The organism is Olsenella sp. kh2p3, from assembly GCA_900119625.1.
Classification (GTDB): Bacteria; Actinomycetota; Coriobacteriia; order Coriobacteriales; family Atopobiaceae; genus Tractidigestivibacter.
This window is the reverse complement of sequence record FPKD01000004.1, coordinates 155,706-172,160: the sequence shown is the minus strand read 5'-3', so window position 1 is coordinate 172,160 and position 16,455 is coordinate 155,706. Positions and strand designations below refer to the sequence as shown.

Genomic DNA, 16,455 nt, shown 5'->3' with positions numbered 1-16,455 from the left:
CACGTCTGGACCGTTGGCGAGGCGTTTAAGACTCGCGCCCTCTGGTGCGACATCTTCGCCTTCATGTTTGCCGTGATGGGAGAGTTCCTCATCTGGTCGCAGATCGTGCGCTACTTCACCGTAGACCTCGGCTGGACGCAGCCGTCGCTACTGGGGATGCCCCTCGCCAACGTGATTTACATGGTCATTGGCCTCGCGGGTATCTTCACCATGCCGCTCACCGGCAAGGCATCCGACGCTCTGGTCAAGCGCATGGGTGTCGAGCGCCCGGCACGCCGAATGATGCTCGTGATCTCTCCGCTCTTTGGCATTGCTGGCGTGTTGCTTGCCCTCTCCGGCAACCTGCCCGTCGTCATCGTGGGCATGGTCCTGCTCGCCGTGTACTGGGGCATCGAGCCTGGAGGCGCCGCGGGCTACGCGGGCACCGTCTTCGGTGGCGCGTCCCTCGGCAAGATCTGGGGACTTGCCACGCTCATCATCATGGGCATCGGCCCGTCGTTCGGCACCTTCATGGGCGCCTTCCTCTTCGACACCTTCCAGTCCTACGTGCCCGCGCTCTACTTTGGCATCGGGGCGTACGTGGTGTCGACCATCTCGGCGCTGCTGCTCCCCGGCAAGGTCGAGAGCAAGTAGGGTACGCTGCGCACAAAGCGTGACACCCCCCAGGGGGCGCTGGCTCAGCTGGCGCCCCTCTTTGCAACAACACGAGGAAGCGACCAGCGCGAGAGGTGAGACACATGTCCGTTTCCGAGCTTGTCGAGACAGTTCTGGGCCGCGAGGATGAGGACTTCGAACGAGCGCTCCAGGACCCTGGCCCTCCCTGTGACGCAACGTCATTTGGGCTGGTGCTCAATCGCTTTCGGGGAGCACAGCTTGCGCTTTGGCCGGAGCCCCTCCTCGAGTCCTACCTGCAGGACCTCGAGAACGCCCGCGCATGCGAGAAGTCCATCGTGCTGGAGCGGGCAGCCTACCTCTTTGGCACCTCATACCGACCAGACGCCCATCTCATGCTGCCACCCAAGTCCTATGCGTTCTGCGAGCGAGCAGACCTCATCGCCAAGCTCTCGCTCATCTGGGAGGTTCGAGCCCGCGAGGTGGTACCGCGCTTTACCTCTCGCCTTGGGGTGCTCATCACAGAGGAAGACAGGCCGGGCGCGCCGTCGTACGAGTCGCGCCTGCGGGCGGAGCTCATGTCCTACTCGCAGCGCACCATCGACGAGTACGGGTCGTGGGTCTTTGGGTGCTGGGGCGCAGGGAGGAACCCCAACCTGCAGGCATACGACGGAGCGGCCGTAGAGCTGGGTTTCTCTGGTGCTTACGAGGCCAACTACAAGGGTGCCGTGCTCTAGGACACTGGTGCCTCTCAACGAAGTGCGCCCCTCTCGACGGCATGCCGGGAGGGGCGCACTCTCTTTTCCTACAGGTAAGAACTAGAGTGCCGCGCGGTAGATCTCCACGATATCGTCGGCCGTAAGGGGCACGAAGCTGCCCTTGCTGCCAGCGGCGGCCTTCTCGGCCATCACGCGGAAGTTCTTCTCGTCATCGATGCCAACGGCGCGCAGGTTGGCCGGCATGTCCATGGTCACAAAGAAGAACTCGCGGGTCTTGGCGATGGCGTCGCGCGCCATGGACATGTCGTCGGTGCCCTGCAGGCCCCAGACGTTGCGGCCGTACGTCGCGAACATGGTCGCCGTCTTGACGGAGAGCACGTGCTCCATCCACGCCGGCGTGAGGATGGCCAGGCCCTCGCCATGGGTGATGTCGTAGAACGCCGAGAGCTCATGCTCCATGGGGTGCACGCACCAGGCGTTGGCGGCACCGGCGTTGACCAGGCCGTTGATGGCATGCGAGGCCGCCCACATGAGGTTGGCCCGGGCCTCGTAGTTATCCGGCTCCTCAAGCGCGATGGGCCCGTAGTGAATCATGGTACGGAGAAGCCCCTCGGCCATGCGCTGCTGGACGTAGGCGCCCGGCTCCATGGTGAAGTAGTTCTCGAAGGTGTGGCTCATCATGTCCGCCGTGCCGGCAGCCGTCTGGCGGCGCGAGACGGTAAAGGTGTAGGTGGGGTCGAGCACGGACATCGTAGGCTTCATGCACTCGGCAGCCGTGCCCCACTTCTCGTTCTTGGTCATGTCCGAGATCACGGCGAACGGGTCCATCTCAGAGCCAGTTGCGGAGAGCGTGAGCACCGAGAAGATGGGGAGCGCGGCAGTAATCTTCTCGGGATGAATCACCAGGTCCCAAGGGTCACCGTCATAGCGGGCACCGGCTGCTACCACCTTGGCGCAGTCGATCGTGGAGCCACCGCCAATAGCGAGGACCATGTCGACGCCTGCGGACTTGCACGTCTCGACGCCGCGACGAACGGTCTCGATGCGGGGGTTGGGCTCCACACCAGAGAGCTCCTCTACCTCGACGCCTGCCTGGCCAAGAATGCGCAGGGCCTCGTCGTAGATGCCGTTGCGCTTGATGGAGCCGCCACCATAGCAGAGCAGGGCCTTCTTGCCGTACTGGGCAAGCTCGTCGAGGTGCGAGATCTGGCCCTTGCCAAAGTGGATGGTGGTGGGGACGTGGAACGTGAAGTTGTACATGCTGCTTCCCTTCTCGTGCCGGTAGGCGTCCGACCGCGGACGCCACGTTGGTCTCATGGTAGCGCGTGCGGAAGGAATGCCGTAGTTCCCGCTTCTCGCTTGGCTCGCCCGTTTCTCCTCGCTTCTCGCCCGGCTCGCCACGCTCCTTCTCGCCCCCGCCCCCTCCAGATGCTTCCCATCCCCTCCAAACGCTTCCAGCCTTCAGACGCCTCCCGCCCACTCCAGATGCCGAATTATTGCGCGAAATTGTTTGATATTTACTTCTCAACTGGGATAACATCATCCTGGCGAGAAATAACGCGCAATAATTGCCCTCAGTCAGGCTGGAGGGACCCATGAATCTCACGCTCGATCGCCTTAGTGCACTTGCAGCCATCAGATCCATCCGTTGTGGTACGGCTCCCGGTATGCAAAGTGGCCTCGCATCGCTGAGAAGAACCGGCATCGCCGCCCCGGAACTCCCAGAGGGCAGGAAGCGGTGGAGTGCAAGCTGCATCGACCTCTCCGCACTGGGGTTAGCGCGTGACACGCGAGGAAGCCATCCTATTGAGATTGCTGTACCAAGCGAGCACGACCGCATCCGCTCCAAGACCTTCTCATCAATCCTTCACACCGCCCCGCTTCCAAAGGGCGCATTCATAGACGCTGGGCAGGACTTTCGCATTGCCTCGCCCGAGCTCGTCTTTGTAGAGATGGGCGCCGTGATGCAGCCAGAGGTCCAGGCACTTCTCGGCTACGAGCTCACGGGAAGCTTCTCACGAAACCCCTCAGACCCTCGCGGAGGCACCGTTGCCTACAGCATTCCCCCTGCAACAAGTGTCGAGAAAATCGAGAGGTTCCTCTCGCAGTGCGAGGGTAATGCAGGCGTTGCCCAATCAAGGCAAGTCATTGGGTATGTAGCCAATAACGCTTGGTCTCCCGCAGAAGCGGTTATCGCTGCTCTTATGGCCCTGCCACTGGAGTACCTTGGGTACGGCATGGGACGTCTGGTACTCAACGACCGCCAGATTGCAGCAGACGAGTTAGCCCGCTCTGGCGCCCGCGGGTCACGCGTGCCGGACATCCTTGTTCCCGGAACATGTGTGGGTATCAACTACGACAGCTTCTACCACCTCAACCTGAACAGCGTCATCGAGGCGGCACGCGCGTGCGCCCTGGCTCCAAATGATAAGACGCTGGCGGCAGCTCTTGAGAATGCACGGAGGTCGGTGCGCGATAAGGTCCTTGATGACCTGCGCCGAAACAGAGAACTGGCTGCTCAGGGGCTTGTGGTTCTACCGGCTACGAGTGAGGACCTCTACCGGAAGGGCGGGTTCGACGAGCTGATGCTCGAGGTGTTCCGAACAATCGGGCTGTTGTCTGGCAAGGACATGGCAGAAAGCCGGCGCGCGCTGGCATCGCACGCCGTCTGCGAGCGCAGGCAAACTCTCATCTGGTCGCTTCTCGCTTGGGAGCAAGGACGCAGCTATGCGCGCGAGCAGGTCGAACGCGAGCGGCGAGGGATCCTGAGGATTAAGAATCCCCAGATCATCGAGGTCGACATGGTTATTTAAGGGCCGGCAGATGACCAGCTGCCGAGAGGGGCTTGGCTACCTAGCGCTTGTGGCGACCAGGCGCGAGGCCGCGACGGGGCGCAGCGGTGTTCGGCGGGGCGCGAGGTAAGTGGCCAAGGGCGAGACAAGCGCGGTTGCAATTATTGCGCGTTTTTCCGGGATAATTCTTTCTTTATCTGGTGAAATTCCATTCTCATCGGAAATTTCGTTCAATAATTGGGGACTGTTGGGTGGTTGCCGGAGACTTGCGTGCCGTCACTGGGGACTAGCAGGCCGTTATTGGGAACCGGTTGGTCCGCCGGATTGACAACAGTTGCATTGCCAACGGGCGCAGCCGTTCTCGGCATGCGCCCGCAGCACGCATTACGCTCGCGGGGTCGTTCGGGCAAGCGGGCATGAATGCCGCGCACGTTGCGTAGACTGTTCTCATCCGTACAGATTGGCGACCCGGTGAGCGGGAGGCAGCATGAGCGAGATTGGCTTCCATATCAAGGAGGCAGGCGAGCTCTCGGACGACGAGTTCAATGCCCTGCGCCGTCACTACCTTGTCTACGCATGGGCCGAGAGGGACGAGCACCGCAACCTGCATCGCGACCTTGACGCCATATACACCGAGATAGACGGGCTTGTCGCCAGAGGTGAGCTACTGCCGATTGTGAACTCGCTCAACACGTGCGGGCGTATCGTGATTTTCTCGACGGAGTCTTCCACGTTGGCGCTACGCGAGTTCCAACAGGCCATGCTTGTGGAGGACAAGACCGTCCACCTGGTGCCCGAGGACTCCCCCAGCACCGCGATGCTTGACACCCTCACCCCCAACGACCTGCTCATTGTTGTGACCACGTCGAATGGCTTCGCCCGCAGGCAGCGTGCGGTCATCGAGCGGTGCCACGCCTACAAGGTCATTGTGACGGCAAGCGAGGATCCGGCACTCCACGCCATCTTCGACGACGTGCTGGCCTTTGGCAAGGACGCGGGCGAGGGCTCGTCGCTCCACCGGATCTACGCGACCTTTGGGGTCACGTACTTCTTCGACCGGCTGTTTGCCCAGTACGCGCGGGCGTTCGACCCACTGCTGTAGTCGCTACTTAGCGTGCAGCGCTCTGACCGCCGGAGGCCTTGTGCGTGCGAGAAGAGCGCTTGGTGCCGGTGGTCGCCTTTCTCGTTGCTGGCTTCTTCGCAGGCGCCGTGGTCTTCTTGGCGGAAGCGGCCGGTTTCTTGGCCGGAGCGGACGGCTTCTTTCCCGGAGCGGCCGGCTCCTTTTCCGACGCCTCGTCGAGCACGGCCTGCAGCTGTGCCTTTGCCTCTGCCTCGCGCGCCCGTGCGGCTTCGACGCCCTCCTCGGCACGCGCAACCTCATCCTCGGCAGCGGCCTGATTGGACTTCGCACTAGCAACAGCCGCCTCGGCTTCACCCGCAATCCACTGGGCCGAGGAGAGCTCGGCAGCAGCCCTATCGGCCTCTACCTGGGCTTCGTTGCCCTTGCGGATGGCATCTTCCAGCAGTGCCGCAATGCGGTCCTTCTCTGCCCACGCATCGTGCGCGACAGCGGCAAGGCGCTCGGCCTCCTTGGCGTGCTCGGCAACGGACTGCTGCTCGGCCTTGGTGCGCTCCTCGGCAGCGGACAGCGCGTCGTGAGCCTGGGCGAGACGCTCCTTTGCCTGTTCGAGCCGCTCCCCCGCGCCCGCAAGATCTGCGCTGGCGCTCTTCGCGGCTGCCCGCGCATCTCCCACAACAGAAGCTGCATGCCTGCGCTGCAGGCCATCCTCCTCAAGCAGGCACGGAAGCAGCTGCCGCGCCTCCTCCTGCCACCAACCCCAGCTGTGGTCAACGTCGGCGCCCCAGTACTCAAACGTTGCACCAACGCCCGCGGACGCAAGCTCACCCTGGAGCGTCCGCTGGGTCTCTCCGCCCTCCTCGCCGGCACCAGTACCGCACACGAACGCCAGCTGTAGCCCAGACAGGGCCTCTACCAGCAGCGGGTTGTCGCCAAGCCCGCGCACAAGGTCCACAGGCGAGAAGGCCCGCCAGGCATCGGACATGGCATCCCCCACAACCCAGGCGGCGTCATAGGTGCCCGAGAGTGCGAGAAGCCCGCCGTAGATGCTGGGCTTGCGCAACATGGCGATGGTCGCGTTGAGCGCGCCCAGGCCCGCACCGGCAACGATGGGCGCACCGGCTCCAGGTACCTCGTCGCGCACCAACTGACAAAGCTCGTTCTCGACAAGGTCAAAATACCCGCCAAGGCTTGCTATGCGGTAGTCAGTGGGAGCATAGCCCGCATACCAGCTGGCGTCATCGGCGGAGTCCACGCAGAAGAGCCGCACGCGCCCGGCGTCGATGAGCCCAGCCAGCGCGTCGACCATGCCGCCCTCCTCCCAGCTTGCGCACGAGGAGTCGCCCTCGGGAAACGCGATGACCGGCCGCCCGGCCGTGCCATACAGCGTCACGTCAAAGTCCCCGTCGACTCCGTCGCGGTGCAGGGTGAAGTCCTTGGTCTCCATGTTGCCTCCGTCTCGAGTTCCCAATGCGTCTATTGTGCGCCATTGCTCCGGCCTTCTTCCCGAGCGGGAGGAGAGAGAGCGAGAAGACCTCGCGAACGGGGCGGGAAGGAGCGCGCGCTGCGTCCTTGTCGGCTACTTCCCCTCACGCAGCGCGGGGAGCACCTTGCCCGTCGAGTGCACGAAATCGCTCAGGTACTTGTTGACCTCCTCGATCTCCACGCCAGGGTACTCCCCCATAAGCCAGGAACGGTAGGTCTGGAGCACGCCGCCGGCAATGTAGTCGGTGAGCATGGCGCAGGCCTTCTTCTCCTGCTGCGTGTTTACGGGAATGCGCTGCTGCACCCACTCACGGAAGCGGGACTCGAGCGCAAAGACGAAGGGCTCGATGCTTCTCGACTCAACCAGCTTGCGCGTAAGCTCCCGGTTCTGGTCGAGGTACTCGCCCACCTGCGTGAGCACGGGCAGGGGGTCCTCAAGAAAGCCGCTCTCCACCGCCTTGGAGAGAAACTCCGAGATGGTGTCTGCAGTGTCTGCCATCACGGACCTCATGAGGTCGTCCACGTTGTCGAAGTGGGCGTAGAACGTGCCGCGGTTGAGGTCTGCCTTACGGGCCACGTCGGAGACCGTGATGCTCTCATAGGGCTTCTCAGCGAGCAGCTCCATGAACGCCTCCTTGAGCAGGCGTATGGAGCGTTGCGCGTTCCTGTTCATGCCCCTCTCTGCCATATGTGCTCCCTCCAAGTGCAACAGATGACATTGTTAGTGTACAAGTCCAAACGAAATGGGTCCCGCAATGACCCGAAGTTCTTCTGCGCTCCTCATCGTAATTGAATTCGGGTAGAAAATCACCACGTGTTTGACAACAAACAGTTGATTGAATTGTACCCGGAGGGAGCAGCAAGCAGATGGAACGCTTTTTTCGTGGGGTGCTCCGCCACAGGAAGCTGGTCATCACGCTCTTTGTGATTCTCACCTGCCTGAGCGTGGCGTGCATTCCGCAGGTGAAGATTGACGCCAACATGAGCGACTACTTGCCAACCAGCGCAAAGTCCTCGCAAGACCTCAATGACATGAAGGAGATCTACGGCAACGACATCACCAACGCCCGCGTCTATGTGACGGGCATCTCGCAGGTTGACGCCGCCTCGTTTGACGAGCAGCTCAAGAGTCAGCCGGGCGTCACCTCCGTCTCTTGGCTCGGTGACCAGGTTGACCTCGACAAGCCCATCGAGGTTGCCGACGCAGACACCGTCAAGGAGTGGTACGACGGCGAGGGCTACCTCTATCAGTGCGTCTTCACGAGCGACGTGGACCAGGCCGAGATAGACTCCATCCGCTCGATGGCGCAGGCGCTACCAGGCGCCCAGACCGTGGCAATCGACGGCTCGGCCGTCTCCGACGCTGCCAACATGGCGACGATCAACACGGACATGGCCAAGATCATGACCATCGCCGTGATCGTGGTGTTTGTGATGGTGCTTCTCAACACCACAAGCTATCTGCACCCCGTTGTGATGCTGCTCACCATTGGCGTGGCCATTGCGCTCAACATGGGCACCAACATCTTCCGCGGCACCATCTCCTCCATCACGCAGCTGGTAGCAAGCGTGCTGCAGCTGGCCGTCTCGATGGACTACTCCATCGTGCTGCTCACCAACTTTGGCCGCTACCGCGAGAAGACGGACGACCAGTTTGAGGCCATGGTCATGGCTATGACCAAGTCGTTCCCCGTCATCCTCTCCTCCGCTGCCGTCACGTTCTTTGGCTTCCTCTCGCTGGCTGCCATGCAGTTCCTCATTGGCGCCGACATGGGCATCGCACTGGCCAAGGGCATCGTGTGCTCGTTCTTCTCAATCACACTCTTCATGCCCTGCATCCTGTACAACATGCGCAATGCCGTCGAGAAGACCTCGCACAAGCCATTCTTTAAGTCCTTCAACCGCATGGCCAAGGTGTGCCGCGCCGGTGCGGTGCCTGCGCTAATCATCGCCGTGGTGCTTGCCGTGCCCGCCCTCAAGGCTTCTGGTGCCGTGAGCTTCACGTATGGCTCGGCGGCGAACATCGCGCAGTCCTCGCAGGTAAAGATTGACGGCGACATCATCAACCAGGCATTTGGCGAGTCCCAGACCTGGGCCATCATGGTTCCCGAGGGCAACTGGTCCGAGGAGAACGCCCTGGTGGACGACCTCAAGGCCCTCCCCACTACCAAGAGTGTGCTCTCGTACTCCACCATTGCCGGCTCGGCCCTGCCGCACGAGCTTGCGGACGAGAGCCAGATCAAGCAGCTGCTCAACAACGGCTGGAGCCGCATCGTGCTCACCTCGAACATCCCCGACGAGTCCAAGAGTGCCTTTGACCTGGTAACCACCGTGCGCAACCTCTGCCAGAGCCACTACGGCGACAACTACAAGCTCGTTGGCAACGCCGTGAGCTACGCGGACATCAAGGCCGTCACCACGACGGACAACACCACCGTCAAGATGGCCTCCATCCTCGCCATTGGCGCCGTGCTTCTAGTGATGTTCAAGAGCATCTCGATCCCCATCATCCTGGTGAGCGCCATCGAGGTCTCCATCTGGATCAACGAGGCCGTGCCGTACTTCACCGGCGATACCATCAACTTTGTGGCCTTCCTCGTGATCGATGCCGTGCAGCTGGGCGCCGCCGTGGACTACGCCATCATCTTCACCGAGGAGTACCTGGCGCGCCGCAAGCGTATGAACAAGAAGGACGCAGCGTTCCAGTCTGTTGAGAAGACCGCCCAGCCCATCATCACCTCGAGCTCGATTCTTATCCTGGCCTGCATCGGCATCACCGTGGCCGTCTCAAGCCCCATGATCCAGCAGGTGGGCGAGCTCATTGCCCGCGGCGCGTTTATCTCGGTTGTCGAGATCTTCTTTGTGCTGCCGCTGCTCTTTCAGCTGCTTGACGGCTTTGTGCGCCACACCAGCTACAAGATTGGCTTCTACCAGGAGGGCAAGGAGAAGAGCTCCCTGCCAAACTCCCCCACCACCACGCCCGCAGCCTAGCGGCGGACAAGACACGCATCGACCACGCGACGGGCACCGCCCGCCCCAGACGTTTGGAGTGAACAGCAATGACCACCAAGAACAAGAAGAGCGTTTCCGAGAAGAGCGTCCCCTCGCTTGGGCGCAGGGCCCTCGTGGGGACCATGGGCACGCTCATGGGCTTTACGATGTGCGTGCCGTTTGGCGCCACGCAGGCGCTGGCAGAAGAGGTGAACGGCCAGTCCACCGAGCCGGACTCCAACGCGCAGACAGGCGAGTCCCAGAGTGCAAAGACCGAGGTCGTCTACGCAAGGACTGACGCCACGGGCAAGAAGAGCGGCGTCTACGTGGTGAACGACTTCGACACCCCAACCGCACAGACCGTGACCGACCCGGGCACCTACACCAAGGTCCAGAATCTCTCAACCTCCGAGGAGCTTTCCAACACCAACGGTTCGGTGACGCTTACCACCACGGCCGGCGAGCCCGTCTACTACCAGGGCGATCTTGACGCCTCGACGCAGCTGCCATGGGACGTTGAGGTGACCTACCGCCTGGATGGCAAGGTTGTCTCGCCAGACGAGCTCTCGGGCAAGAGTGGCAAGCTGGACATAGAGCTCAAGGTGACAGGCATGGACGACGACTCGTCTACCTCGGACTTTGCCAAGAGCTTCATGCTGCAGGCGCAGGGCACCTTCCCCAACGACAACTTCCACCTGGATGACTCCGACGACGGCACCGTTGCCGTGGTGGGTGACAACACCCTCGTCACCTACCTGCTAATTCCCGGCACCAACGGCGACTGGCACATCACGGGCGAGGCCACGGACTTCACCTACTCCGGCTGGCAGATAAGCGCCATGCCCCTCTCGATGGACATCAACGTACGCGACGCCGACACCTCCCAGCTCACGGACGCCACCTCCAAGCTCACAGACGGCGTGGACCAGCTGGCCTCCGGCGGACACGAGCTCGCGGATGCGCTTGACCTCATCAACGCTGGCGCGGGAAGCGCGGAGTCTGGCTCTGGCGAGCTGGCGAGCGGCGCAGACCAGCTTGCCGCGGGCACCAGCGAGGCCGTGAGCGGCACGGCGCAGCTCTCGGCGGGCGGCCACCAGCTGGCAGACGGCACCGAGCAGCTCGACACTGGCGCGCAGAGCGCGAAGGCCGGCTCCTCGCAGGTGGCCGATGGTGCGGACCAGTTGTCTGCCGGCACGGCGCAGGCTGTGAGCGGCACGGCGCAGCTCTCCTCAGGAGCCGCGCAGCTCTCGGGCGGCCTTGACCGCCTGGATGCCGGCGCGCAGAGCGCAAAGGCTGGGTCTTCTCAGCTTGCGGGCGGCGCAGCGCAGCTCAAGGCAGCGTTGGAGGCGAAGGATGGCTCGCTCACCGCGCTGAAGTCCGGTGCGTCGCAGGTGGCGGACGGCACGCAGCAGCTCTACGACACCCTCTCGAGCACGCTGCCGCAGCAGCTTGCGGGCATGAACGCCCAGCTCAACACCGCAAAGCAGTCAATCTCCGGAATCCAGCAGGAACTTGCCGCCATTGAGGCCTCTGCGCAGAGCATGGGCGAGCAGGGCGAGACGGCCGTCAAGCAGGCGGAGGACGTGAAGGCAGATCTCGAGGCGCTCTCGCAGGCAACCTCCGGGATGGGGGCAGCGCTGAGCTCTGCGGGAACGAGCGCCGGAACGGCTGCCGGCAAGGCCACGGCGGCCCAGGGCCAGGCGTCCCAGGCGGCGACCGACGCAACCAACGCATACAACACGCTTGCCACGCTCGACCAGGACGCCACGCTCACGGCGGAGCAGAAGGCCGCCGTCGAAAGCGCCATGGAGTCTGCCAAGAACGCGGAAACCAACAGCACAAAGGCCGCCGGAACCGCCGGCAGCGCCGCGACTGATGCCTCTTCCGCGGTGACCACCATTCAGACGCTGGCCCAGGGGCTGCAGGGTATGAGCTCCACCGCAACGCAGCTCCAGACCGACGCGCAGGCGCTGAGCGGCACGCTCTCCTCGCTTGAGGGAAGTGCCACCGACGGCACGGGTATCCAGGGGATGCTCGCGCAGTCGCAGACCGTGCTCACGCAGTCTAGCGAGCTGGTCAAGAGCTCGCAGGAGATGGTGAGCGGCGCGCAGCAGCAGCTGGCGGGCGTCGACCTCACGAGCCTGAAGACGCTCAACGATGGCGCGCACCAGGTGTCTACCGGCGTCGACACGCTTGCTGGGTCGCTCCAGGCGGGCGGCGAGCTCAAGGGTGGCGTGGATGGCCTTGCATCCGGCGCGTCGAGCCTCGACAGCGGACTTGGTACGCTCGCAGATGGCGCTGCCTCCGCGAAGGACGGCGCAAAGCGCCTCTCGGCAGGTCTCGACACGCTGAGCAGCGGCTCCACCAAGCTGGATAGCGGCGCCAAGAGTCTGGCCTCCGGCGCGCACCAGCTGGATGATGGCCTGGGCACGCTTGCTGCCGGGACCTCCTCGGCAAAGGACGGCGCCAAGCGGCTTGCGGCTGGCATCGACACGCTGAGCAGCGGCTCAACCAAGCTCGACGCGGGTGCCAAGGCGCTCGCATCCGGCGCGCACGCCCTTGACAGCGGGCTGGACAAGCTTGCTGACGGCACCTCCCAGGCAGCCAACGGCAGCCACACCCTCTCTAACGGCCTCGACGAGCTGCAGGAGTCCGTCGATGGCATGGACGAGAAGGTCCTGGACGAGCTGCAGGACACCATCGACGAGAAGCTTGGCCGCGGCTACCAGCTGCACTCCTTTGTCGATCCCAGCAACACCAACGTGCGCGAGGTGCAGTTTGTCTACGTGGTTGACGGCGTGAAGAGCGCCGATGACACTAGCAGCAGCTCCGACGACCAGTCGCAGCAGGCGTCCGACGACGAGCAGCAGGACCAGTCGTTCATGGGTCGTCTCGCCGCGCTCTTTACCAGCAGCGACAAGAACGAGTAGTGAGACAGAGGGAGTTTCCCTTTGTCTCATCCTTGGACGAAATCAGCCCTTGGGCGTCAAATTGACGCCCAAGGGCTCACTTTTGAGTAAATCCTGTCAATAAGAGCCCCTCGGGCGCCCGTTTTGCGCCGAAGGCGAGAAAACCGTCAGCGCCGCTGCAAGAAATCGCTGCTCCGGCGCCTCATGAGACAAAGGGAAACTCCCTTTGTCTCATTTGGGCAGCTTGCCCTCGTCCTGCGCACGGCGAATCGCCATCTCCATGTGGGCAAGCATGGGGCCGGAGGAAGACGCGTCCGGCAGGGGCTCGCCGTGGAAGGAGTTGTCAAAGAGCACGCTCATCACGTCATCGAGTGGACTCTTGTAGCCGTCGTCCGTGGCCTTGAGGCCCTGCACGTCGTAGCCCGAGGCCTCAAGCGCAAACGCAATCACGCTTGTCTCGACGCCCAGGTCCGCGGCCACCTCGGGGAGGGTCTTCTCGGCATCAACGTTCTCGATGCCCATCTCGGTGAGAAGGCCGGGGAGGTCAGGGTACTGCGCAAAGAGCTTACCTGCGGGCAGCTCGAGGTCGATGACCTTCTTCTCGTCCGCCACGTCGCCTCCCTAGACCAGCTTGCCGTTGCAGTGGTCAACCATATGCTGCACCATCTGGGCCTCCCAGCCGGTAAGGTCGCGACGGCGCGGCACAAACTTGCCGTCAACCAGCTCGTCGTAGGAGACCTTGACCTTGCCGTAGCGGGTGACCTTGGAGGGCTCGTCGTGCGAGAGGCACCCCTCGACGGTGCGCGTGGCGTTGAGCCCCATCATGATGCGGGGGTTGTAGAGCACGTGCGCCTCGCCATTGTCGTCGAGATAGACCGCCACGGCCTTGGTCTCGCCAATCTGGTTGGCAGCCAGGCACGCTCCGTCCTCGACGGAGCGGAGGGTGTCGATGAGGTCCTGCGCCAGAGGTGCGTCCTCGGGCGTGGCGCGCTGGCACTTCTTGGAGAGGATGGCGTCATCCTTGCAGAGCTCGCGAATCATGTGCGTTCCTTTCGGGAGGGCCGCTAGCCGCCTGAGCAGCCGCAGCCATTTTCAAGCAGGCCATATCTTACCGCCTTGCGCCGCCTGGCGAGAAGCCCGTGGCCAGAGGCTGCAACAAGCCGCGCATTCCGAACGTTTAAGGCGCCCTAACCGTCGTATTTCAGCGGCACCAATATCAAGCCGCGAAATCTAGCCGTTTAAGCTGGTCTAACCGTTCGGAAAATTCCTAACCGGCGAAATCGGGCGGCATCTCGGCTGGGTGACGGCTAACCCGCGGAAATCGCTCCGACGAAAAATCCGAGCGGTTAGGTCACCCCAGCCGCTCGGAAAAGGCGAGAAAGACATGTCGTCGGAGCTGTGCGACCCGCCGCGCAACCGTCCGGCTACGACCGAACCCCTAGTACTTCACCCAGGCGTTGGGGTCGCCGGTCTCCTTTGCGAGACGGTCGGACAGCCTGCCCTTGGGGCTCGCGGCCCAGATGGGAGCGGACTTCTCGGCCCACGCCGCAGCTGCCGCCTGCGTCTTGCTCTCAAGCTCGTCGACGTCCTCGGGGTGTACGTAGTCCGTAGACTTGGCACCGGTCTCATGCACCATCTCGGAGAGCATGCCGGGGTTGTCAAGCAGCGGGCACGGCCTCAGCATGTTGGAGTTGAACGGCTGATGCGCCTGGTAGCTCTTGAAAAGCGGGCTCTTGTAGCACTCAAGCAGGCTCTTCTCGCGGATGTTGGAGTCCGAGTAGTGGATAAACGCGCAGGGCTCCACGTCACCTGCGGCGTTGATGTGCATGTAGCGGCGGGCGCCGGCGATGCAGCCACCCGTGTATTCGCCATCGTTCCAGAAGTCCGCAAAGAAGATGGGCACGTTGTTGCGCCAGTTCTTGCGCACCTTGTCGTACATGCCGGCGCGCTGCTCGGCGGTGGCGAGAAGCTCCACGGGAGCGCCCAGGCCAACGGGCATGTAGGTGAAGATCCACGCAAAGAGGACGCCCTTGTCCACCAGGAACTGGATGTACTCGTCGCTCGTGATGGAGTCATAGTTTGCGCTGGTATAGCACATGGACGCACCAAATGGCAGCTTGCGCTCGCGCAGGATGTCCATGGCGTGCGTCACGCGCTCGAAGGTCCCCTTGCCGCGGCGGGAATCCGTAGCCTCCTCGAAGCCCTCGATCGAGAACGCGGGCATGAAGTTCTTCACCCGGAGCATCTCGTCGGCGAACTTCTCGTCCACCAGCGTACCGTTGGTGAAGGCCGAGAAGAAGCAGTCCGGGTGCTTCTCGCACAGGCGGATGAGGTCGTTCTTGCGCACCATGGGCTCGCCGCCGGTGAAGAGGTAGATGTAGGTGCCCAGATCCTTGCCCTGCGTGATGATGGAGTCAAGCTCCTCGAAGGTGAGGTCCTTGTGGTTGGCGTTGGTGTAGTTGGCTGCCCAGCAGCCGTTGCAGTGCAGGTTGCAGCGGGTGGTGGGGTCCATGAGGATGGCCCAGGGGCAGTTGCAACCCTCGGTGTCGTTGACCTCGCGCTGGCGCGCGCCGCCAATGGTCACGGAGTTCACGAAGAAGTTGTGCACGAAGGTCTTGACGACGTCCTTGTCCACGTTGTTGATGATGTTGTCCACAAGGCGGCGCCAGTTGTTGGTGGGGTCCTTCATGTAACCCATGACCATGTTGAAGAGCCTGAGCTGGGCGTCGTTGATGGAGTCGCCGGAGCCGGCAAACTTGTTGATGAGAGACTCGACCTTGGGCAGGTTGCCATCGAAGTCGTCGTAGAGCATGTTGACACCCTGGTCGACAGCGATGCCGATGGCCTTGGCCTTGATGGACGTGAACGCGGGCATGAGCCTCTCCTTCTCCTGCGGATAACCGCTCTCGGGGCGACCCCTCGCGCCCGCGCTGTTGCGCGCTACGTGGGGCCTGGGTTGGAACAGAGAGTATCATCCCCCAAGCCACTTGAGATGATTCCATTTTTTGAAATAAGTTCAATTCCAACACGCAAACGGTAGGCGGTAGTGCCCGCACCGCGTCGGTCCCCTGGTCTTTTGCCCCTTTCCGTAGACCCTACCCCTCTCCCTTCCCCTCCTCGGCCCTTTCTCGGCCCCCTCCTCGGCCCCTTCCTTCTTTATCGGAATTTGAGAATAGAGTTGCTCGCCAACTGGGCAAACACGGCGCCCGATTCTCAGAAACCGCTAAAGAAGAAGGAGGGGGGCAAGAGGGACCTCGGGGGGCGCCGGGAAGGGACACACAACAAAAAAGGCGCCCCGGCCGAAACCGGGGTGCCGTTGCGCTAGGCGCCGCAAGAGATAAAGCCTACGCTGCTAGTCGATAGCGACCTTCGTGACGTTGGACTTCTCCGCCTGCTTGGGGACGTTGACGGTAAGGACACCGCCATCCATCTTTGCGGTGAGACCATCCGTTGCGGCATCCTTCAGATACACGCCACGGCTTGCCTGCCACTCCGAGGTCTCCTTCTGCAGGTAGTTCTTGTTCTTCTCCTCATCGGACTCCTTCTTGTCCACCGAGATGGAGAGCCTGCCCTCATTGAGCTCGACGTCGACCTCGTCCTTCTTGACGCCCGGGAGCTCCGCGGTCACAACGTACTTGTCGCCCGCGTCCTCGACGTTCATCTTGAATGCGTCATCGGCGCTGATCGCTGCGAGAGGAGCGAAGAAGTCGTCGAAGGCTCCAAACGGCCATGCCCTGCGAAGTGCCTTCTCGTAGTCACTATAAGGAACCATGCCAGCCATCGTTACCACTCCTTCTATGTGGTGGAAGCCCTTTCTCTGGGCTTCCTCGGGTTCACTCTTATATGTTCCCCGCTGCGGTTTCTTTATA

General features: G+C 62.6%; 13 protein-coding genes. 6 read left to right on the top strand and 7 right to left on the bottom strand.

The features are described 5' to 3' along the window. On the top strand, positions 1-633 hold a 633-nt coding region (locus BT122_RS10975), incomplete at its 5' end, for an MFS transporter (RefSeq protein ID WP_502685897.1). A 104-nt stretch (positions 634-737) separates the two neighbouring features. After that, positions 738-1,349: a DUF4125 family protein gene (locus BT122_RS06685; protein WP_072355191.1), complete on the top strand. Its 612-nt coding sequence runs from the start codon at positions 738-740 to the stop codon at positions 1,347-1,349. Positions 1,350-1,430: 81 nt separating this feature from the next. Here the strand turns inward: BT122_RS06685 and BT122_RS06680 are convergent, their stop codons facing one another. Then, entirely contained in the window at positions 1,431-2,591 is a 1,161-nt protein-coding gene (locus tag BT122_RS06680; protein WP_072355190.1) for an iron-containing alcohol dehydrogenase, read from the bottom strand. A gap of 335 nt (positions 2,592-2,926) precedes the next feature. On the opposite strand from BT122_RS06680, the gene BT122_RS06675 reads away from it, so the two are divergent. Both BT122_RS06675 and BT122_RS06670 read left to right on the top strand, forming a co-directional pair. Beyond that, entirely contained in the window at positions 2,927-4,144 is a 1,218-nt protein-coding gene (locus BT122_RS06675; RefSeq protein ID WP_072355189.1) for a hypothetical protein, read from the top strand. A gap of 466 nt (positions 4,145-4,610) precedes the next feature. Further along, positions 4,611-5,225 carry a MurR/RpiR family transcriptional regulator gene (locus tag BT122_RS06670; protein ID WP_072355188.1) on the top strand — a complete coding sequence of 205 codons (615 nt, stop codon included), beginning with the start codon at positions 4,611-4,613 and terminating at the stop codon, positions 5,223-5,225. A gap of 7 nt (positions 5,226-5,232) precedes the next feature. On the opposite strand, the gene BT122_RS06665 is transcribed toward BT122_RS06670, so the two are convergent. Both BT122_RS06665 and BT122_RS06660 read right to left on the bottom strand, forming a co-directional pair. Then, complete coding sequence (locus tag BT122_RS06665; protein ID WP_072355187.1) at positions 5,233-6,648, bottom strand: hypothetical protein; 1,416 nt, start codon at positions 6,646-6,648, stop codon at positions 5,233-5,235. Positions 6,649-6,780: 132 nt separating this feature from the next. Continuing rightward, on the bottom strand, positions 6,781-7,374 hold the full coding sequence (locus BT122_RS06660; RefSeq protein WP_072355186.1) for a TetR/AcrR family transcriptional regulator: 594 nt from the start codon (positions 7,372-7,374) through the stop codon (positions 6,781-6,783). 179 nt (positions 7,375-7,553) lie between these two features. Between BT122_RS06660 and BT122_RS06655 the strand changes: the two genes are divergently transcribed. Continuing rightward, entirely contained in the window at positions 7,554-9,677 is a 2,124-nt protein-coding gene (locus tag BT122_RS06655) for an efflux RND transporter permease subunit (RefSeq protein ID WP_072355185.1), read from the top strand. A 68-nt stretch (positions 9,678-9,745) separates the two neighbouring features. Further along, positions 9,746-12,607, top strand: coding sequence for a YhgE/Pip domain-containing protein (locus BT122_RS06650; protein WP_072355184.1), 2,862 nt, complete (start codon positions 9,746-9,748; stop codon positions 12,605-12,607). Positions 12,608-12,817: 210 nt separating this feature from the next. Here the strand turns inward: BT122_RS06650 and BT122_RS06645 are convergent, their stop codons facing one another. The 4 genes from BT122_RS06645 to BT122_RS06630 all read right to left on the bottom strand — a co-directional run bounded on the left by BT122_RS06645 (position 12,818) and on the right by BT122_RS06630 (position 16,367). Continuing rightward, the gene (locus tag BT122_RS06645) at positions 12,818-13,198 is read right to left on the bottom strand and encodes a hypothetical protein (RefSeq protein WP_072355183.1); all 381 of its coding nucleotides are present in this window, start codon (positions 13,196-13,198) and stop codon (positions 12,818-12,820) included. A gap of 9 nt (positions 13,199-13,207) precedes the next feature. Further along, on the bottom strand, positions 13,208-13,627 hold the full coding sequence (locus tag BT122_RS06640; RefSeq protein WP_059054946.1) for a peptide deformylase: 420 nt from the start codon (positions 13,625-13,627) through the stop codon (positions 13,208-13,210). Positions 13,628-14,024: 397 nt separating this feature from the next. Beyond that, positions 14,025-15,461: a radical SAM/SPASM domain-containing protein gene (locus BT122_RS06635; RefSeq protein WP_072355182.1), complete on the bottom strand. Its 1,437-nt coding sequence runs from the start codon at positions 15,459-15,461 to the stop codon at positions 14,025-14,027. Positions 15,462-15,938: 477 nt separating this feature from the next. Next, positions 15,939-16,367 carry an Hsp20/alpha crystallin family protein gene (locus tag BT122_RS06630; RefSeq protein WP_059054945.1) on the bottom strand — a complete coding sequence of 143 codons (429 nt, stop codon included), beginning with the start codon at positions 16,365-16,367 and terminating at the stop codon, positions 15,939-15,941. Positions 16,368-16,455: the final 88 nt, after the last annotated feature.